This is a genomic window from Psychrobacter sp. JCM 18902 (genome assembly GCF_904846615.1).
GTDB lineage: Bacteria > Pseudomonadota > Gammaproteobacteria > Pseudomonadales > Moraxellaceae > Psychrobacter.
This window is the reverse complement of record NZ_CAJHBK010000001.1, coordinates 1,900,240-1,919,681: the sequence shown is the minus strand read 5'-3', so window position 1 is coordinate 1,919,681 and position 19,442 is coordinate 1,900,240. Positions and strand designations below refer to the sequence as shown.

General features: G+C 42.0%; 16 protein-coding genes and 1 tRNA gene. 12 read left to right on the top strand and 5 right to left on the bottom strand.

The genetic code is table 11. From position 1 onward, the window contains the following. The first annotated feature begins 56 nt into the window (after positions 1-56). Positions 57-260 (top strand): hypothetical protein, encoded by a 204-nt coding sequence (locus tag JMY05_RS07825; RefSeq protein ID WP_201614738.1) that lies wholly within the window; start codon positions 57-59, stop codon positions 258-260. Positions 261-415: 155 nt separating this feature from the next. Here JMY05_RS07825 and JMY05_RS07820 read toward each other — a convergent pair whose 3' ends face one another. Beyond that, the gene (locus tag JMY05_RS07820) at positions 416-1,111 is read right to left on the bottom strand and encodes a tRNA-(ms[2]io[6]A)-hydroxylase (RefSeq protein WP_413786583.1); all 696 of its coding nucleotides are present in this window, start codon (positions 1,109-1,111) and stop codon (positions 416-418) included. A 681-nt stretch (positions 1,112-1,792) separates the two neighbouring features. Here JMY05_RS07820 and JMY05_RS07815 point away from each other — a divergent pair. The 11 genes from JMY05_RS07815 to JMY05_RS07765 all read left to right on the top strand — a co-directional run bounded on the left by JMY05_RS07815 (position 1,793) and on the right by JMY05_RS07765 (position 16,124). Next, complete coding sequence (locus JMY05_RS07815) at positions 1,793-3,991, top strand: malate synthase G (protein WP_201614736.1); 2,199 nt, start codon at positions 1,793-1,795, stop codon at positions 3,989-3,991. Between the two features lie 732 nt (positions 3,992-4,723). After that, positions 4,724-5,818 (top strand): porin, encoded by a 1,095-nt coding sequence (locus tag JMY05_RS07810; RefSeq protein WP_201614734.1) that lies wholly within the window; start codon positions 4,724-4,726, stop codon positions 5,816-5,818. A gap of 195 nt (positions 5,819-6,013) precedes the next feature. Beyond that, positions 6,014-7,648 (top strand): CTP synthase, encoded by a 1,635-nt coding sequence (locus tag JMY05_RS07805; RefSeq protein WP_045444494.1) that lies wholly within the window; start codon positions 6,014-6,016, stop codon positions 7,646-7,648. A gap of 229 nt (positions 7,649-7,877) precedes the next feature. Further along, complete coding sequence (kdsA, locus tag JMY05_RS07800) at positions 7,878-8,753, top strand: 3-deoxy-8-phosphooctulonate synthase (RefSeq protein ID WP_045444497.1); 876 nt, start codon at positions 7,878-7,880, stop codon at positions 8,751-8,753. Between the two features lie 30 nt (positions 8,754-8,783). Then, positions 8,784-9,038 (top strand): heavy-metal-associated domain-containing protein, encoded by a 255-nt coding sequence (locus JMY05_RS07795; protein WP_045444500.1) that lies wholly within the window; start codon positions 8,784-8,786, stop codon positions 9,036-9,038. 263 nt (positions 9,039-9,301) lie between these two features. Further along, positions 9,302-9,526 carry a heavy-metal-associated domain-containing protein gene (locus JMY05_RS07790; RefSeq protein ID WP_011280902.1) on the top strand — a complete coding sequence of 75 codons (225 nt, stop codon included), beginning with the start codon at positions 9,302-9,304 and terminating at the stop codon, positions 9,524-9,526. Between the two features lie 219 nt (positions 9,527-9,745). After that, on the top strand, positions 9,746-12,106 hold the full coding sequence (locus JMY05_RS07785) for a heavy metal translocating P-type ATPase (protein WP_201614732.1): 2,361 nt from the start codon (positions 9,746-9,748) through the stop codon (positions 12,104-12,106). Between the two features lie 320 nt (positions 12,107-12,426). Further along, positions 12,427-13,743: a phosphopyruvate hydratase gene (gene eno, locus JMY05_RS07780; protein WP_045444505.1), complete on the top strand. Its 1,317-nt coding sequence runs from the start codon at positions 12,427-12,429 to the stop codon at positions 13,741-13,743. A gap of 124 nt (positions 13,744-13,867) precedes the next feature. Beyond that, positions 13,868-14,176, top strand: coding sequence for an FtsB family cell division protein (locus JMY05_RS07775; RefSeq protein ID WP_055125147.1), 309 nt, complete (start codon positions 13,868-13,870; stop codon positions 14,174-14,176). Between the two features lie 150 nt (positions 14,177-14,326). Beyond that, positions 14,327-15,094 (top strand): 2-C-methyl-D-erythritol 4-phosphate cytidylyltransferase, encoded by a 768-nt coding sequence (ispD, locus tag JMY05_RS07770; protein ID WP_201614730.1) that lies wholly within the window; start codon positions 14,327-14,329, stop codon positions 15,092-15,094. A gap of 406 nt (positions 15,095-15,500) precedes the next feature. Continuing rightward, positions 15,501-16,124: a BLUF domain-containing protein gene (locus tag JMY05_RS07765; protein WP_045444510.1), complete on the top strand. Its 624-nt coding sequence runs from the start codon at positions 15,501-15,503 to the stop codon at positions 16,122-16,124. Between the two features lie 383 nt (positions 16,125-16,507). Here the strand turns inward: JMY05_RS07765 and JMY05_RS07760 are convergent. The 4 genes from JMY05_RS07760 to pyrC form a co-directional block, all read right to left on the bottom strand. Then, a tRNA-Glu gene (locus JMY05_RS07760) sits at positions 16,508-16,583 on the bottom strand. Positions 16,584-16,636: 53 nt separating this feature from the next. Then, positions 16,637-16,834 (bottom strand): hypothetical protein, encoded by a 198-nt coding sequence (locus tag JMY05_RS07755; RefSeq protein ID WP_140412980.1) that lies wholly within the window; start codon positions 16,832-16,834, stop codon positions 16,637-16,639. A gap of 298 nt (positions 16,835-17,132) precedes the next feature. Continuing rightward, complete coding sequence (gene rnt / locus JMY05_RS07750) at positions 17,133-17,792, bottom strand: ribonuclease T (protein ID WP_201600334.1); 660 nt, start codon at positions 17,790-17,792, stop codon at positions 17,133-17,135. 291 nt (positions 17,793-18,083) lie between these two features. Next, on the bottom strand, positions 18,084-19,154 hold the full coding sequence (pyrC, locus tag JMY05_RS07745) for a dihydroorotase (RefSeq protein WP_201614728.1): 1,071 nt from the start codon (positions 19,152-19,154) through the stop codon (positions 18,084-18,086). Positions 19,155-19,442 lie beyond the last annotated feature (288 nt).

Here is a 19,442-nt window from a genome sequence, read left to right as displayed (position 1 = left end):
ATGAATACAAATTTTTTATCTTTATAGAATGATTATGATGATAATAATAAGGAGTAATGATGAATACGCCAGATGACAAGGCTGTCAACCAAGTCCATGAGTTAAGAGATGCGAACGATAACCATGGTATCGTACCTTATGATGCGCTACAAAAAGTCAATCCAGCAGCGGCAGAAAGAGCAACCGATGATCACGATCCTCATCATGTTGCGAAGGATAGCAAACAGTACGACAGCTCATTAATGAAAGATGATAAATAACCATTCATTCTGCTATAACAAAGTTCAAATAAAAGGCTAATAAGTGAAGTAGCAGACCAGAGGATGAAGCTTGGTTAGTTACTTCACTTATTGTCTGTATAATTTTTATTGTATAAGAGAGTATCTAATCGAAAATGATACCTAATATTATGTATTTAAGCAGGTGTGCCGCTATGAAAGCGTAGCTCATGATCTGGGCTAGAAATCAGTTCTGCTTCTACTTCTTTGAAAAATGCGACACGCTCGTCAATATCATCCTCAGACAGTGATTGAGCCAAGGCTAAATAATCCTCAAAGTGACGACTCTCCGACTTAAGTAAGTAGCGATAATACTTTGCCAAACGTTCGTCGTCGATGACCTCAGCAAGGGCGGCAAAACGTTCACAAGAGCGTGCTTCGATAAATGCGCCAATTATCAACACATCAACCATCGCTGCTGGCTCATAAGTACGTTTGTGTTTTAGCATGCCTTTGGCATAACGTCCAGCACTCAGATATTTCCACGCCTGACCACGGTCATTCATAATACCTAAAACCTGCTCATAATGAAGCATTTCTTCACGTATCAATTGCGCCAATTTACGCTGCAAATCATAAGAAAACTCATAGCGAAATATGAGATTCATGGCAGTGCCAGCGGCTTTTTTTTCGCAATTGGCATGATCTTGAATGATCAGCGATACATTCGCAATCGCCGCATCAACCCAAGCTTGCGTTGTGCGAGCCCCCAAAAAATCATAAACAGCAGATAGGTCAACCTTGATCGGGGTGCGTAGCTTTGTGATATCAACATCGTCCTCATCTATCTCGTCTTTTACTATACTAGGTTCTTCTATATTGCTGTCTTTCATAACTTTGTCGTTACTGTTCTTGGTTCTTATATCTTCTTTATTCATAGTTTTTGCCATAATCGAACGTTTAAAAGGTCTTTTTCTAATATTAAATAGATAACAGTTAAGCATAAATCCGTGAGGTAATGATTACTGACAGTTTGTCTATGCGATATCAAGTATTGATAGATAAGCACTAATAAAACCTCTTAGCGCCTGTCTCATATAGATTATCATTATAATACAACCCCAGTATTTATCTAGTGAATGATGTTTTCTTGTTTATTTCTTTATTTGATAGTAGGATGATATTTTGCTTAAGCGCTATTTTGTCTTACTATTGATGTGTTGCCATATTGTGTTGTCGCAGTGATGATGCTTGCCAATGTTATGCAGTTGAAGCCGTTTACAGTGGGCACAAGGCAACCGAGCTCAAATCGTACACTGAGCACATTAAGCAAGGTTGATACCATCATCCGTTATAAATGCTTTGACCATGCTAATGGCTAAAGCGGCAAAATATAGGTTAATAGCATAGCATAAATAGTTAATTCGCTAATCACCACAAGCTTGTATGATATATCAGTAGGTTTGCTTAGTATTTCATCTAAATTTGGAATAGATGCCTAAGACCGACAATGTGTAATCATTGCGGTAGCAACTTCGTATTCACACCCCTCACGAACAGATAAGGATAACAACATGAGCCAGTCTTCTAACGCCAATCGTATTCAAAAAGGCATTCTTGCCATCGACCAGCAATTGTATGACTTTATTGAAAACGAAGTGCTGCCGAAAGTCGGTGTTGATTCAGACAGTTATTGGTCAGGTTTTGAAAAAGTCATTAAAGAGTTTACGCCGCGCAATAAAGCATTGCTTGCAACTCGTGACAAGATTCAAGCGCAGATTGACCAGTGGCACCTGCAACATCCTGCCAAAGACGGCAATATTGATTATCCTGCTTACAAAGCATTCTTACAAGAGATTGGCTATCTGTTGCCAGAAGGCGATGATTTTAAAGTTAGCACAGAAAATGTCGATGACGAGATTGCTCATATTGCAGGCCCGCAGCTGGTCGTACCAGTACGTAATGCGCGCTACGCATTGAACGCAACCAACGCTCGTTGGGGCAGCTTGTATGATGCTTTATATGGTACTGACGTTATCAGTGACGAAAATGGTCAAGAAGCAAAAGGTGGCTACAACCCAACTCGCGGTGCTGCTGTCGTTGCTTATGCCAAACAATTCCTAGATGAAAACTTTGCCTTGGTGTCAGGTTCATATAACGATGCGACCGGCTTTAAAGTGGTCGATGGTAAGCTTAAAATTGTCCAAGGTGATAGCAGTACTGAGCTAAAAGATGCCGAAAAATTCGTTGGTTTCGTCGGTGATGCAGAAAGCCCAACGGGTATTTTATTAAAAAACAACGGTTTGCATGCAGAGATTCAAATAGATGCCAATCATCCAGTCGGTAAAGACGACCCTGCACATATCAAAGATGTGCTGCTTGAGTCAGCTATTACGGCAATTCAAGACTGTGAAGACTCAATCGCTGCCGTCGATGCAGAAGAAAAAGTGGAAGTGTATCGCAATTGGCTTGGTCTCATGAATGGTGATTTGATAGAAACCTTTGAAAAAGGTGGCAAAACCCGCACACGTCAGCAAAACCCAGATCGTGAATACACCACCCCAGATGGTGGTAAGCTTATCCTGCCAGGTCGTTCGTTATTGCTGATTCGTAACGTCGGTCACCTCATGCAAAACCCTGCAATATTGGTCGACTTGGGTGATGGTCAAGAACAAATATTTGAAGGCTTAATGGATGGCTTGATTACACCACTATTAACGCTCAATGACCTTAAAGGTAAAAATGCGCTATCGAATTCACGTAAAGGTTCAATGTATATCGTTAAACCAAAAATGCATGGTCCTGAAGAAGTAAAAATGGCCAACGATTTATTCAACGCAGTAGAAGACTTATTAGGCTTAGAGCGTAATACCATTAAAATCGGTATCATGGATGAAGAGCGCCGCATGACGGTCAACTTGAAAGAAGCCATCCGCCAAGCGAAAGAGCGTGTCATTTTCATCAACACAGGTTTCTTAGATCGTACTGGTGATGAGATGCATACCAGCATGAATGCAGGTCCATTTGTACCTAAGGGTGAGATGAAGTCACAAGTATGGCAGCCAGCTTATGAGCAGTGGAACGTTGATATTGGTTTAGAGACTGGTTTACAGGGTGTTGCTCAGATTGGTAAAGGCATGTGGGCGAAGCCTGACGAGATGAAAGAGATGATGGACACCAAAGCTGCACATCCTAAGTCTGGAGCCAGTACCGCATGGGTACCATCACCAACAGGGGCAACCTTGCACAGCATGCACTATCATCAAGTGAGTGTTGCTGAGGTACAAGACAGCCTAAAATCACGTGAGCGTGCCAGCTTAGACGACATTTTGACCATTCCATTAGCAAAAAATACCAATTGGACAGATGAAGAGAAACAGCAAGAGCTAGACAATAATGCTCAGGGCATCTTAGGATATGTTGTGCGTTGGGTCAACCAAGGCGTTGGTTGTTCTAAAGTACCGGATATCAATGATGTGGGTCTGATGGAAGACCGTGCGACTTTACGTATCTCAAGTCAACATATTGCCAACTGGTTGCATCACGATGTCGTGAGCGAGCAGCAAGTGATGCATACGATGAAGCGTATGGCAAAAGTAGTTGATGAGCAAAATGCAGGCGATAGCGACTATCAGACGATGGCAGATAGCTTTGACCACTCTTATGCCTTTAAAGCGGCCTGTGACTTAGTGTTTAAAGGTCGTGAGCAGCCGAGTGGTTATACTGAGCCATTATTGCATCAGGCACGTCTTGATCTAAAAGCAGGCTGCTAATATTGCGCAGGTTAATATTAGAATATGGCATACTTGACATTCTATTATAATACTGTCATGACTGACTAAGCTTCTTCTTGGTTTTTATACTTAATAAGGAGTCTGTAATAGCCATTGACTAAGGTTGTAGTCTGGAAACAAGAGCAGTAAAAATACCTTTTTTACTGTTCTTGTAGCAATTTTCCGATCTCAATTGTGACTGACAGTATGTCATAAACCACATTTATTATTTTTTATTAGCCGTACTTGTTAATGAACAAGTACGGCTTTATTTTTGTTAATGAAAGGGTATTCATTACGCTAGTTTCAAGTTCTTGGTAATTATATTAATCAATAGTATCTTTATCTATTTGAGCGGATAGGGATTTTTTTACAATGACCTACATTCTATAGTAGATATGGCATTCAACAAATACTGGGTTTAAAAATCTAAAAAAAATGTTGCAAATTATGTCAAAGTTGTTATGCTTGTATTCGAAGTATGAGTTTGGTAACGGATGTTACGCAACGGAGCGATAAAGACCTAAGATTACATGGCAGTTACTTTTTAATCGCAGTTATGTAAGTCATTGTTTTTTTCATCTTACTGTAATAGAACTTCGCCACACTTGTTTCTGACTAATCTCGGTAGCCAGTTACACATTATATCTTTGAGGATTTGTGACGATACCATTATGAGCACCAGCTAATCATAGCTAGCTTATTACTAAAATTGTAAAGTGGAGATACCCCATGAAAAAACTACTTTTAGCTACAGCAGTTGCTGCCTTATCTGTATCTGCAGCCAATGCAGCACCGACTATCTATGGTAAAGCTTTTGTAGCTGCTGATTATATCGATGTTGATTTTGATGGTCGTGCTGTTGCTGACAACAGCAAGGTTAATTATGGTGAAGATCAAGTAGAGATTAATTCTCATGCTTCACGTCTAGGTTTTAAGGGCTCTGAAGCCATGACTGCCAATACTGATGTTATCTATCAGTTAGAGTACGGCACAAGTGTCACTGGTGATAACGCTACTTTTACTAACCGTGATACATTCCTTGGTTTAAACAACAAGCAGTTCGGTGAGTTCCGTGCTGGTAAAAACCAATCAACGCTAGCTCGTATTGATAACGTTGTTGTTAACCAAGGTTACTGGGATAACCTAGGTCAAACTGAAAACGAAAGTGAAACAGTTGCAGCATTAAATATGGCTGACAGTAATCGTCTTGCAAGCTCAATCATTTGGACTGCACCTAAGTACAATGGTCTACCGTTACAACTGTCTGCAATGTACAGCTCTAATGATGTAGATGGCGATAACTCTGATGATGCAGGTTTCGGCGTTGCAATGATGTTTGACCAAGGTACTGGCTTCACTGCTGGTGTGGCTTATGACAAAGACCAAAACATCAATGGTGATATCATCCGTGGTACTGCTACTGTAGATCTAGCCAAGTTTATGGCAGCACCTGTAATGCTAGGCGCGCTATATCAAGTAGCTGACTATAATGGTTCTTCTGATAAAGAGAAAGGTTTCGTTATTAGTGGCGAGATGGGGTTAACTAACTTTGCCCGTCCAGCGTCTGTATACGCACAGTACAACAATACTACTAACTTAAATGGTTTTGACAACTCTGATTCAGATCAAATCGTTGTTGGTGGTAAATACTTCTATAAAGACAATATCATTGCTCATGCCTATGCAGGCTTAAATAAAGCTGATAATGTTAACTATAGATATAACACTAATATTAAAGATATTTATAACGATGATATCATGGCTGACGCAAGAGGCGATGCAGAAGTATTGGTAGTTGGTACTGGTCTAGAATACAAATTCTAATCTAAGCATTAGAATCTGATTATAAAAACTCATCCTTCGGGGTGAGTTTTTTTTGTTATATCCTTTTTGAGTGGGTAGTGCGTTATAATAGCTAAGTACTAAAAATTGAATGTTTCAAAGAGTTTATGCTTTTGCCCTATATTTTTTGACGTATTTTTAGTAAAATCCTTCTTTACCAATTACCGACAGAGTACTATGACCAAGTTTATATTTGTGACCGGTGGGGTAGTGTCCTCACTAGGAAAAGGTATCACCGCAGCCTCTCTTGCAGCGGTCTTAGAAGCCCGTGGCGTGACCGTCACGATGACCAAGATGGATCCGTACATCAACGTCGATCCAGGTACGATGAGCCCATTCCAGCATGGCGAAGTATTCGTCACCGAAGATGGTGCAGAGACTGATTTAGATTTGGGTTACTATGAGCGCTTCTTACGCCATTCAAAAATGAGTAAGAGTAATAACTTTACTAGTGGTCGTATCTATCAAAACGTTCTAAATAAAGAGCGCCGTGGTGAATATCTTGGTGGTACAGTACAAGTTATTCCACATATCACTGATGAAATTAAGAGTAAAATCTTAGCCAGTGGTGAAGGTTATGATATCGCCATTATTGAGATTGGCGGTACCGTTGGTGACATCGAATCGTTACCATTTATGGAAGCCGTCCGCCAAATGCAAGTAGAGCTTGGTCGCAATAGAGCCATGCTGATGCATTTGACGCTCGTACCTTATATTGCTAGTGCAGGCGAAACCAAAACCAAGCCAACGCAGCATTCAGTAAAAGAGCTACGTTCTATCGGTTTGCAGCCTGATATATTGATTTGCCGCTCTGATCACCACATCTCGCAAGACAACCGTCGCAAAATAGCGCTGTTCACCAATGTGGAAGAGCGTGCGGTTATTATGTGTGAAGATGCGCAAAGTATTTATCAGATTCCACGCACGCTTCATGAGCAGGATCTTGATGATTTGATCTGTGAGCGTTTTGGTTTAGATGTACCAGAAGCAGATTTAAGTGATTGGGACAAAGTGGTTGAAGCGCAGCTTAATCCTGAAATGAGTCTTACGGTAGCGATGGTTGGTAAATACGTCGAGTTACCTGATGCTTATAAATCGATCAACGAAGCACTGCTGCATGCTGGCATCACTCATAAAGCCGATGTCAAAATTGACTATGTTGATGCTGAGCGTCTAGAAGACGATGACAGCCTATTGGCGCAGCTACACAATGCCGATGCCATCCTAGTACCGGGTGGTTTTGGTGAGCGTGGTACCAATGGTAAGATAAAAGCCATCACTTATGCTCGTGAAAACAACGTGCCATATTTAGGTATTTGCCTTGGTATGCAGCTAGCAGTGATTGAGTACGCGCGTAATGTACTCAAAATCGATGCCAACTCTTCTGAGTTTGATCGCAAAACGGCAGAGCCTATCATTGGTCTCATCACTGAGTGGTTAGATGAGCGCGGCGAATTACAGATTCGTAGTGATGACTCGGACCTTGGCGGCACCATGCGTCTAGGCGCGCAGCAAGCCGAATTGGTTGCTGGTAGCAAGCTTAGCCAAATCTATGGCGCCAAAAATATCACTGAACGTCATCGCCATCGTTATGAGATGAACAATCGCTATATCGAACCATTAGAGCAAGCAGGCATGACCATATCTGGTTATTCTGCCAAGCAGCATCTAGTAGAATCGGTCGAGATTGCTGATCATCCTTGGTTTGTCGCCGTACAGTTCCATCCTGAATTTACCAGCTCGCCACGCGGTGGTCATCCACTGTTCAACAGCTTTGTAAAAGCGGCCAAGAACTATAACGAAAGCAAATAATCGTTAACGTATAAAAACTTACATGTATAAAAAAGACTGATCTTCGGATTGGTCTTTTTTTGCGTTTAATTTTATGACTGTGGCTATGAATGAGATTGTTTTTAAACAATAAAAATGACAATTTTTCTAATGGTTGGTCAGCAATTACGCTTAACCCCTTTTTTTACTGAGTCTATCGGTTACAATATGGGATAGAAATATTAATAACAATAAAGAGGGTAACGACTTCATGGAACATTTATCAACGGCGCAATCACATATCAAACTTACTACGCCAAATGGCAATACTCTTAATATCGGTAACGACCAACCATTTGTGTTATTTGGTGGTATGAATGTTTTAGAATCAAAGGAATTGGCCTTCGAGATTGCAGAGCAATATGTCGAAATATGTCAGCGTTTGGGCATTGGCTATGTATTCAAAGCCAGTTTTGATAAAGCCAACCGTTCAAGCCTGCACTCATATCGAGGCCCTGGATTAGAGCAGGGTATTGATTGGTTGGGGCAAATCAAAGAAAAATTCCAAGTGCCTATTATCACGGATGTCCACGAACCTTATCAAGCGGCACCCGTCGCTGAAGTCGCAGATATCATTCAACTACCTGCATTCTTATCACGTCAGACAGATTTAGTACATGCGATGGCGAAGACGGATGCGATTATCAATATCAAAAAAGCGCAGTTTTTAGCGCCGCATGAGATGCGTCATATCGTTAACAAATGCCTTGAAGGTGGCAACAATAAGTTGATCCTTTGTGAGCGTGGCAGTGCCTTTGGTTACAATAATTTGGTCGTTGATATGCTTGGTTTTGATACCATGAAGCAGATGGATATCCCCGTATTTTTTGATGTGACGCATAGTTTACAGCAGCCAGGCGGCCGTAGCGATAGTGCGGGTGGACGCCGTGAACAAATCACAACATTGGCACGAGCAGGGATGGCGACAGGATTGGCAGGGTTATTTTTAGAAGCGCATCCAAGTCCAGAGACTGCAAAATGCGATGGTCCGTGTGCGCTACGTATGAGCCAATTAGAGCCGTTTTTGCGTCAGCTAAAGCAAATTGATGATTTGGTTAAAGGCTTTGAGGTGTTAGATACCCATTAATGTATTCACAGACAATAAGAGGCTGAGATTATGGCGATGCAAACAGCAACAGTCAGTATCGAAAATATCGATGATGATGAAGGATTAAAGAGTGTGATGACAGCGCTGAAAAATATCACAGGAGTGACGGCCATCGAGCTTGATCCTGATAATAATGTTGCCATTATACGTTATGAAGATACAGACACTAGTATTCATGCATTTAAGGCGGCAATCAGTACGGTCGATTATGTGACCCAGCCGTTTCCTCTTGATGCACCGCAAAACCCACGTCATGATGATTAGACGTTATTCTAAAATAAGCGCTATTGTCTGTCACTTAGGCATAAATTCACGGTTCTATTATTTACAGTTCCATTATTTACGGTTCTATTAATAAAGTGATAATCAAAGAGCCTTGTTGTTAACCGTGATAGGGCTTAAGCTGGTTAAGCGCTATTTTTATAAGGTCTTAAAAGATAGCTGTCTTAAAAAAACAGTTATAAAAGCAGTTCTTTAATAAAAGTATTTACCTATAAAAACTCAATTACAAAAATAAGGAGCCTCTCATGGCAAACCAAACACGTATTATCAAAATTGATGGCATGACTTGCGGTGGCTGTGTGGCCAGTGTTCATAACGCCACTGCCGATATCGATGGCTTAGACGATATCAGTATTGAGCTGGCAGATAATCAAGCGACGGTTACTTTTGATGATAGCAAAACCAGTGTAGAGACAATTGCTGCTGCTATCGACGATGCAGGCTTTGATGCCACTGTTGCTAATGCTTAACCTGCTTCATTTGTATTAAAAAACCGGCTATCAAGGCTGGTTTTTTAATGGTTAAAAATTATTGATAGTAGCGTACTCATTATTCAGTGTGACCATACCAATATTAAATTTAAAAGTGTGCTATTTGTTTGACTTAGATATTCCATCCACTGAGTTGCTGTCCTAGCTCAGACGACTTTATAACGCCATAACGCATAAACGCCATACCGAGTTTTATTTATGAATGATACTACCCAAACCGACAATCATGACGCCTACGATGTAAAAACTGACATTCAATCCAATACGCCGCTCGCGCCGCAGCGTGCACACTTGCAGCTAGCAATTGAGGGGATGACGTGTCAAGCCTGCGCCTCGCGAATTGAGAAGGTGCTCAACAAAAAGCCGTCGGTATACGAGGTGAGTGTAAACTTCGCTGGCGAGACTGCGAATGTTGATTATGACCCAACGCAGACCACGCCTGAACAAGTGACAGAATGGGTAAATAAAACAGGCTTCGTTGCCAATTTGCAGGCGGCCGATAGTTTGTTTGCAAAAACAGACGAAGATACCGCGACTCAGTACCCATGGCGCTTGATTGGGTTATGGGTTTGTTTGGTGCCATTTTTAGTTGGTATGGCAGGCATGCTCGTTGGGCAGGGTATGGCGTGGATGCCGCCGATTTGGATTCAGTTTATATTAGCGACCATTGTACAGTTTGGATTTGCCTTGCCATTTTACAAAAGTGCTTGGGCATCTATTAAAGGTGGTCTTGCCAATATGGATGTGCTAGTCGTCATCGGTACCGTGACTATTTGGGCGTATTCAACGTATCTGTGGCTGACCCATGGCGATGGTACTTTAAACAGTTTGCTGCAAAGTGGTCATGCTGGTGGTCACGGTGCGGATGGCAGTCCTGCAGTGTATTTTGAAGCAGGCGTCATGGTCATTGCTTTTGTACGTACGGGTAAGTATCTAGAAGAGCGCACTAAGAAACACAGCCTCAATAGTATCGATTTATTATTGTCCTTAACGCCCGATGAAGTCGAACAGCAGCAGCCTAATGGTGATTTTCATAATGTTGCTCTTAAAGACGTGCAAGTTGGTGATATTTTGCGTGCCAAGCAAGGCAGCCGAGTTGCAACCGATGGGGTGGTTATCGATGGTGCTGGCTGGTGTGTCGAGAGTCATTTAACGGGTGAGTCGGTACCGCTTAAAAAAGAAATGGGAGATAAGTTGTTGGCAGGGGCGTTGGTTGAAAATGGCAGCTTGTTATACCGCGTCAGTGCTAAAGGTAGTGATACAAAGCTTGGTGATATGGTACAAGCCCTCAGCGATGCCCAAGGCTCAAAAGCTAATTTAGCCCGTCTCGCTGATAGAGTGACGGCAGTATTCGTCCCAGTCGTCGTTGCCATTGCGCTTATCACCTTTGGAGTGACGTGGTGGCTGACTGGCATGATGGATACTGCCTTGATGCATGCCGTCTCGGTGTTGGTCATTGCATGTCCTTGTGCTTTAGGTTTGGCAACGCCAGCCGCTATCATGGCTGGTATGGGTGTTGCTGCTCGTCATGGTGTCTGGTTCAAAGACGCACAAAGCCTTGAAGCGGCAGGTAACATCGATACAGTAGTGCTCGATAAAACAGGTACTTTGACCATTGGTAAGCCGACTATCGTAGACCATGTGATGGTGGATAAATCGATCGCAGTCGATGATGTGTTACAAATTGCCGCAAGCGTTGAAGCACATGCCAGTCATCCGCTAGCAACAGCATTGGTTAACGCGGCTACTGAGCGAAATTTGCCGTTGATGAATGTGACTGATATTAGTGTCATTAAAGGCGCTGGCATACAAGCCAATATTGAAGGTTTGGGTGTGGTAAAAGTCGGTACCGCAGAGTTTGCTAATTTAACACTGCCTAAGCTGATGCCAAAGGTATGGCAAATTGCCAGTACCGTTGCCGTTAGTATTAATGATGAAGCTTTGGGTGCTTTTGCATTAGCTGACGACTTAAAAGTAGATACTCCAAAGGCTATTACTGCGCTGCAAGATGCAGGTATCAATGTCATTTTGATGAGTGGTGATAAGCAGTCTGTGGTCGATCATGTGGCAGGGCAGCTGGGTATTGAGCAAGCTTATGGTAAAATGAGCCCACGCGATAAGGCCAGTCAAATTGCCTTGTTGCAAACGGCTGGTCATAAAGTTGCAATGGCAGGTGATGGTGTCAACGATGCGCCAGCGATGGCAACTGCCGATGCAAGCTTTGCCATGTTTGAAGGCACAGATGTCGCCCAGCATAGTGCGTCTGCACGTCTAATGGGTGAGTCACTGATGCATATTGATGCCGCGCAAAAAATCGCTAATGCAACAGTGCGCAACATCAAGCAAAATCTGTTTTTTGCTTTTATTTATAACTGTCTGGGTATTCCGCTGGCCGCTTTTGGTTTCTTAAACCCTATGATTGCCGCCGCTGCGATGGCGCTTAGCTCTATTTCTGTATTAATGAATGCCTTACGTTTGACCCAATTTAAAACAAAGGTTGAGTTGGATAACACAGTATCTGGCTCCCACGCTAAAACAGAACGTCTAACAAAAGCATAAGAGTGATATGGCTTTTAATATTATAGGTGCTGAGACAAATCCATAATTGGTAATTTGTTTATCTAAGTGTGATTTTATCAGCGCTAGTCGGTGCAAGATAAGGGAAGTTTAGCAAAATTTATGCTATGATGCCAAGCACTATAGCTGACGATTAAAGTATTAAAACCACCTTTAATCTTGCTCAAAACTTGCTGACTATATAGATAAGCAAAGCTGGTTTGAGCATAGCACTATACGATATTTTGCTTTATCTTTTTTGTATTCTAGTTGCCGTTATTTATCCCACAAACTTGGCATGACCAAAGGAATTAACAGACATTATGTACGCTGAAGAAACCACCAACGTCACCGCAATTAAAGACATTCGCGCCCGTGAGATTTTAGACTCGCGTGGTAACCCAACCATCGAAGCTGATGTAATCTTAGCTGATGGCACTATCGGCCGTGCTGCTGCCCCAAGTGGTGCATCAACTGGTTCACGCGAAGCGCTTGAGCTACGTGATGGTGACCAAAGTCGCTATATGGGTAAAGGCGTTAAGAAAGCCGTTGCTAACGTCAATAGCCAAATTCGCAGCGCGTTGATGGATAAAGACGTCACCGAACAGCAAGGCATTGATGATGCAATGATTGCGCTAGATGGCACAGAAAACAAAGATAGCCTTGGGGCTAATGCCATGCTAGCGGTGTCTCTTGCCACTGCAAAAGCCGCTGCCAAGTCACAAAGTTTGCCATTACATCAATATATTGCAAACTTGCGCAATCAGACGTCGCTGACGATGCCTGTACCGATGATGAATATCTTAAACGGTGGTGAGCATGCGGATAACACGGTTGATATCCAAGAATTTATGATTGAGCCGGTTGGTTTCACCAGCTTCTCAGAAGCATTGCGTGCTGGTACAGAAATTTTCCACAGCTTGAAATCTGTGTTGAAATCACAAGGTTTAAATACTGCGGTTGGTGATGAAGGTGGTTTTGCGCCAAACCTGCGTAGCAATGAAGAAGCCATCACCGTTATTATGCAAGCGATTGAGCAAGTCGGCTATAAAGCGGGCGAAGACATTCATTTGGCGTTAGACTGTGCGGCTAGTGAGTTTTATAAAGATGGTCAATATATCTTGGCAGGCGAGGGCAACAAAGCCTTTGATAGCCAAGGATTCTCAGACTATCTAGTCGGCTTGGCGCGTCAATATCCTATTATCTCTATCGAAGACGGTCTTGACGAGTCAGATTGGGATGGTTGGAAATATTTGACTGAGCAGATTGGTGATAAAGTTCAGTTGGTTGGTGATGATTTATTTGTGACCAATCCTGCTATCTTGCAAGAGGGTATTGATAAGCATATTGCTAATGCAATTTTGATTAAGTTTAACCAAATCGGTACTTTATCAGAAACGCTAGATGCGATCTATCTAGCGAAGAAAAATGGCTATGCAACTATTATCTCACATCGTTCAGGTGAAACTGAAGACAGCACCATTGCAGATTTAGCAGTTGGTACTGCTGCTGGTCAGATTAAAACTGGTTCTCTATGCCGTTCAGACCGTGTGGCAAAATACAATCAGCTGCTACGTATCGAGCAACAAGTACGTGCAAGCTATCGTGGTCGTGAAGAGTTCATCGGTCTACGTGGTTAACAAGCCAGATTTCTTGCTACAGCTAGGCGATATGTCATCATTAATATGGTGATATATCGCTTAGCAAGCTTAGCTGGTTTTTTATTTTTATTATTGTCTCTATGTTGTTCGGCGTTATTATCTTATGAAATACTTTAGCCAGTTTATGCTACTTGCTCTAGCCGTTGCCGTCCTTTTGGGATTGCAATATCAGTATTGGCTGGGCGAAAATGGTCGCTTTGAGCATAATAAATTGCTGACTCAAATCGAAGAACAACAACGCTTAAACGAAAACCAAGTGGCAGCAAATAACTTATTGCGTACTGATGTGCATGACTTAAAAACTGGTCTTGAGGCAGTGGAAGAGCACGCTCGTTTAGACTTGGGTTTGATTAAGCCTAACGAGACCTTTGTACAAGTATCTACGGCACCCACGACGCATAGCCGTTATTAATTGCTCTTAACTGTCTAAAATTATGATCTTCTATTGTCTATAATAGAAATCTTATTCACCTGAAATTCGTTACTTCTCTTATTCCTCGTCTATCCCTAGCAATACTGTCATGGGCTCTAACCATGAATACTACTTTATGAATATTGCCTTATGAATATCACACCTAATGTACATGCCATGATCGTCGCTGCGGGTCGCGGTAGTCGTTTTGGTGCCTCTATCGCCAAGCAATATACGATGTTGCAAGGGCAAACCTTGCTACAGCATAGTGTGGCACGGCTTGCTAGTAGTACTTATATTGATAGATGTTTATTAGTCGTCGCAGCAGATGACAGTACAGCACAGACGCTTAATTTTGCGCTACCCATACATTATGCCATGGGCGGCGCTGAGCGCTGGCAGTCCGTACAGGCAGGGGTAAAGGCGATTATTGAGGCGGGAGCCGACGACTCAGATTTGGTTGTTATTCATGATGCTGCGCGTCCTGCGGTCCCCAGTCATGATATTGAAGAGGTCATCGAAGCGGCGATGCTAGAGCCCTATGGCGCTATCTTAGCGACACCGGTGGCTGACACTTTAAAGGAGTCTTATCCCCAGTCTACCGCTCAATCTGAGCTTGTAGGTGAGACGCCTGTAGTTAACCTGACAGTGAGTAGCAGCCCACATTCTTACGCTAAATGTACTATCGATCGTCGTCATATGTGGCAAGCACAAACGCCGCAAGTGTTTCGCTTAGGTCAGCTGCAAAAAGTATTAACTTATGTCGCTGAACACGAGCTCACCATTACTGATGAAGCCAGTGCATTTGAATGTTTAGAACTACCCATTCGCCTCGTGACTGGCAGTCGCCAGAATATCAAGCTCACCTATCCTGATGATGCTATCTTGCTCGCAGCGATTATGAATGCCCAGTTCTGAGCAGACTAAAAATAATTAAACACTCATAATAGACACCAGTTTGTATCAATCTCATTAATGAGCCGGTGGTCTTATCGCTCATTGGTGACGGTTTTTATCATCACTTTCCCCTCTCATATTACCTATTTATGCTATTGCTTCCCAAAAACCACAGTGCAAGTTCTCAGTAGAAATAATTGTGAATTATTGTTTAGTTTTGTTGGTTAATGATATAAGATAAACATATATTGCTTTGATGACTAAACTAGCCTATGATGTAACCAACTTAATACAATTAATATAAACATTTATAAAATCAATAATATACCAAGCCTATTTGATATTTTCAAAGATCTTGTTTCTATGTTTTTTCTAAATTTAGTATGGTTGTCTTAGCTACATTTACCTAAAAATAGGGAGAAGCTGATTGTCAACAATCAACGATTCGACAAATCCAGTGACGACAGATCTCTGCCAGCTTATATATATAAGCCAAATTACTTCGACTGGTCTTTCAAGCCCCAGCACGCTTAACGACATCTCAGAGGTCGCGATTGAGCGTAACCAAGCCGATAATGTTACGGGTATTCTTTGCTATGGCAATGGCTACTTTTTTCAATGTGCAGAAGGGTCAGAACAAGATTTAACCAATCTAAAGAATCGCTTATTATTAGACGATCGACATAAAGAATTAAAAATCTTAGATTTTTCAGAAATTACCGAACGCCGTTTTTCGAACTGGTCTCTACGCTCCATTACACTTGAACGTTGGATGACCAAAGAGCCTGAGCTGAAAAAACTCATGCCATTTAAACCCTATGATTGGGGCTCTAACGCATGGCGCGAATTTTTAGATATCTTACAAGGGTATTATGAGGAACAAGCAAGAACTGGCAATATTGACACGCCTCCTATCAAATACAGCACGTTAGGGGTGACGTTAAGTAAGGTTGTTGGTCAGCATCAAGCATTCTTCTTGATTCAAACAGTACTCGGTATCATGATTGTGATGACATTGTTGTGGCTAATGCTATCAGATAAGATTTGGTAGTTTTTGTAAAAATAGATTGTTTGATTTAAAAATCCAGTATTCAATGCTGGATTTTTTTGCTTAAATTTATAATGAAGAGTTCAATAAATAAACAGAATATCAAGTTAGGCATAGAAACCATGGATAGCGACACTTAGTAAATATACCTTAATATCTTGAGCGAACTTAGTACCGAATCTTATCTATAAAATTAATTATGCTTCATTTATTAAGTAAATCGGCGATGACGAACTGAGTGCTAAGGTATCAAGAGCCTCATGATATAAAAAACAAGCATAAAAAAAGCCCAATCACAATATTATGTGATTGGGCTTTTTGGTGGTACGCTTATTAGTCTTATCAGATGCTTTGCAGCAAAATTGCTAATAAGTGACGCCAAATAGTGGCGTCCCCAGGGGGATTCGAACCCCCGTTACCGCCGTGAAAGGGCGGTGTCCTAGGCCTCTAGACGATGGGGACTAGTAACACAACACCTCAGCTGCTTTCACCTTTATGCTGAAGTGGTGCGTATTCTAATAGCGTCTGCGCTTGCTGTCAAGCCTTTTTCTTCTTCTTTTTAAAATTAAGTATCTTTTTTTGATCGCACGGCGAGGATGTAAGTCATTACGCTTCAAATGATAGCGAATCCATAGAGAAGTACAAGCACTAATAGTCAATGCGAGCAGCATATAACCGAGGATGGTTCCCCATAACTTAAGCTGTGGATCCATAAGAGAGTCCCTCCTATTACGCCTCGATAGCATGAATCGTACTGGCTATCGAGACAATGTGGGCAACTTAAACCATCTATAGGATATAACGAGACGTTCTAATGTGAGTAATTACAGCAAGTTGTCTGGTTTTTGAATTGTTTTACACAATATGATATTCAACGGTTAGACAAGTTGCTGATTTATTGTGATATCAATCATATCCCTATTGATTGTAAAACCAAGATGTTAAAGTCATCAAGTATTACAAATAGCACTATTATGGGTAGTTGGCAATATAGGATATGTGATAAATGGATTATTTGTGACTACTCTCAGTCGAATCCTCTTTATTTTCTTCAGTATGCATCGCATTAGCCAGCATAGGATAATGGTTTAGGATATGACAAAACAGCTCAGCAGTCTTTTGTGTATCGTATAGGGCAGAATGTGCATCATTACCATCGAAATCAAGCCCCGCTGCCTTGCAAGCCCGTGCTAGTACTGTCTGACCAAATGCCAGCGCAGATAAAGTCACTGTGTCAAAAACTGAAAAGTTATGAAACGGGTTGTGACTTTTATTATTGGTACGCAGCACTGCCGCATTCAAAAATGCTAAGTCAAAATGGGCGTTGTGCCCAATTAAGACGCACTGGCGGCAGTCCTCAGTACGGCGTACTTCTTTTAACCCCTTAAAGATACGGCGTAGTGCTGTTTTCTCGTCTTCAGCAATGGCTTTACGCATTGGATTGTTGGGATCAATGCCAGTGAAGGCAAGGGCACTTGGCTCAAGATTCGCGCCTTCAAAGGGTTCGATATGAGCATTGAATGCTTCCCCAGGATAAAACACACCTTGCTCATTCAGTAGTACAGGAATGCAGGCAATCTCTAGTAAAGCATCGGTTTGCGCATTAAAGCCGGCAGTTTCTACATCAACGACGACAGGCAGAAACTTACGAAATCGGTCTTTTAGACGCATTGGTGCTAGCTCGTCTGCTGCGGCATCTTCTGTGTGAGTATTTGCTGGGCTCTTAATGCTATTATCTATAGGGTTTGATGGGTTTTCGTCAGGTAAGGCGGCATCGTTTGGAGTGGTCATATCTGGTTAAATCGCTTTTATCAGTCGTACTGTTATATTGAATTAAGACATTAAGTGAAAAGTAAATAACCTATGATACAAATCACACTGCTGGTTAGCAGATGTCATTCTTATCATAGGGCTAAACTTCTCAAGTTAAAATAGAATACAGATGGTTTTGCTTAGTGCGTTTTATGCTTTGATAGACCAAGGCAGTGTCTCGCCTGCCATAAGCGGGGTCAATGATGAGCCATCAAAGTAAGGATAGGCGACAGGCACTTGCATAGGCGTATTGACAAGTGTGATCGTACTCTCGTTCAGTGGCATCCCGTAGAACTGAGCACCAAAACGACTGGCAAAACCTTCTAGCTTGTCTATTTTGCCAACGCTATCAAAGGCAGTTGCATACAATGGCAAGGCAGTCGCAGCGCTATAACAACCAGCACAACCACAAGCGGCTTCTTTTTTATCCGTCGCATGTGGAGCAGAGTCAGTACCTAAGAAGAACTTTGGATTGCCACTGGTCGCTACATCTAGTAATACTTTTTGATGGCTTTCACGCTTTAAGATAGGTAAGCAATAAAAATGCGGTTTGATACCGCCAACCAATAGATGATTGCGGTTAAACATTAAATGCTGCGGGGTGATAGTGGCGGCAATGTGATTGCCTTGTGCTAAGACAAAATCAGCGGCATCACTGGTAGTAATATGCTCGACGACAATCTTTAATGTAGGGAATTTGACAATGATTTGCGCCAACACCTCGTCTAAAAAGCGCTTCTCACGGTCAAAGATATCCACATGATCTTGCGTCACTTCGCCATGTATCAATAGTGGTAGGTTGTACTTTTCTAATGCTTCAAAAACATCGACACAGGCGTTAATATTGGTGACGCCATCAGCCGAATTGGTAGTCGCGCCAGCAGGATAAAGCTTGACCGCTTGGACGATACCTGATTGTGCTGCCATCTCGATATCTTGGGCAGTGGTTTTGTCAGTGAGATATAAAGTCATACGTGGATCAAATGCAGTTTTGCGCTCAGCACTCAGCTCACTGGCTACTAAGTGCGCCATGATACGGTCGCGATAGGCACGCGCATCGTCAGTGTTCTTAACAGGAGGCACTAAGTTTGGCATACATATGACACGGTTAAAGCTGTTTGCTGCGTGCGATACAGTAGTGCTCAATGCTTTGCCATCACGTAAATGGATATGCCAATCGTCTGGCTGAAGGATGGTCAATTCTCTAATCGAATCAGTCATAATGTCGTCGCGCTCTATATCGTCATATACGGAAATAAAAGGAAGGGATACTGTACTGCTATCATAACAGATTTGCCTACTTGACTAAATATGCGACTAAATATCTGTACATAATACATGGGTTGTTTTTTAATTTGCGGCAGTTAACTGTCACTTACATGTGAATAATTGAAATCTATCGACCCAAAATTTAAATCAAAAGCTTATGCCATGGGGCAGTTGCACTTTTGCCTATAGTAAATATGATGTACACTGAGCAAGTAATTTATCTTTTGATTGAATATTAGC

What these genes read in the sequence shown, in the direction of transcription:
- JMY05_RS07790 (WP_011280902.1), top strand. Translation starts at nt 9,302, where the DNA reads ATGGCAAACCAAACACGTATTATCAAAATTGATGGCATGACTTGCGGT.
- JMY05_RS07820 (WP_413786583.1), bottom strand. Translation starts at nt 1,111, where the DNA reads ATGAAAGACAGCAATATAGAAGAACCTAGTATAGTAAAAGACGAGATA.
- JMY05_RS07805 (WP_045444494.1), top strand. Translation starts at nt 6,014, where the DNA reads ATGACCAAGTTTATATTTGTGACCGGTGGGGTAGTGTCCTCACTAGGA.
- JMY05_RS07810 (WP_201614734.1), top strand. Translation starts at nt 4,724, where the DNA reads ATGAAAAAACTACTTTTAGCTACAGCAGTTGCTGCCTTATCTGTATCT.
- JMY05_RS07785 (WP_201614732.1), top strand. Translation starts at nt 9,746, where the DNA reads ATGAATGATACTACCCAAACCGACAATCATGACGCCTACGATGTAAAA.
- JMY05_RS07815 (WP_201614736.1), top strand. Translation starts at nt 1,793, where the DNA reads ATGAGCCAGTCTTCTAACGCCAATCGTATTCAAAAAGGCATTCTTGCC.
- JMY05_RS07775 (WP_055125147.1), top strand. Translation starts at nt 13,868, where the DNA reads ATGAAATACTTTAGCCAGTTTATGCTACTTGCTCTAGCCGTTGCCGTC.
- JMY05_RS07825 (WP_201614738.1), top strand. Translation starts at nt 57, where the DNA reads ATGATGAATACGCCAGATGACAAGGCTGTCAACCAAGTCCATGAGTTA.
- pyrC (WP_201614728.1), bottom strand. Translation starts at nt 19,154, where the DNA reads ATGACTGATTCGATTAGAGAATTGACCATCCTTCAGCCAGACGATTGG.
- rnt (WP_201600334.1), bottom strand. Translation starts at nt 17,792, where the DNA reads ATGCGTCTAAAAGACCGATTTCGTAAGTTTCTGCCTGTCGTCGTTGAT.
- JMY05_RS07795 (WP_045444500.1), top strand. Translation starts at nt 8,784, where the DNA reads ATGGCGATGCAAACAGCAACAGTCAGTATCGAAAATATCGATGATGAT.
- kdsA (WP_045444497.1), top strand. Translation starts at nt 7,878, where the DNA reads ATGGAACATTTATCAACGGCGCAATCACATATCAAACTTACTACGCCA.
- JMY05_RS07755 (WP_140412980.1), bottom strand. Translation starts at nt 16,834, where the DNA reads ATGGATCCACAGCTTAAGTTATGGGGAACCATCCTCGGTTATATGCTG.
- ispD (WP_201614730.1), top strand. Translation starts at nt 14,327, where the DNA reads ATGAATATCACACCTAATGTACATGCCATGATCGTCGCTGCGGGTCGC.
- eno (WP_045444505.1), top strand. Translation starts at nt 12,427, where the DNA reads ATGTACGCTGAAGAAACCACCAACGTCACCGCAATTAAAGACATTCGC.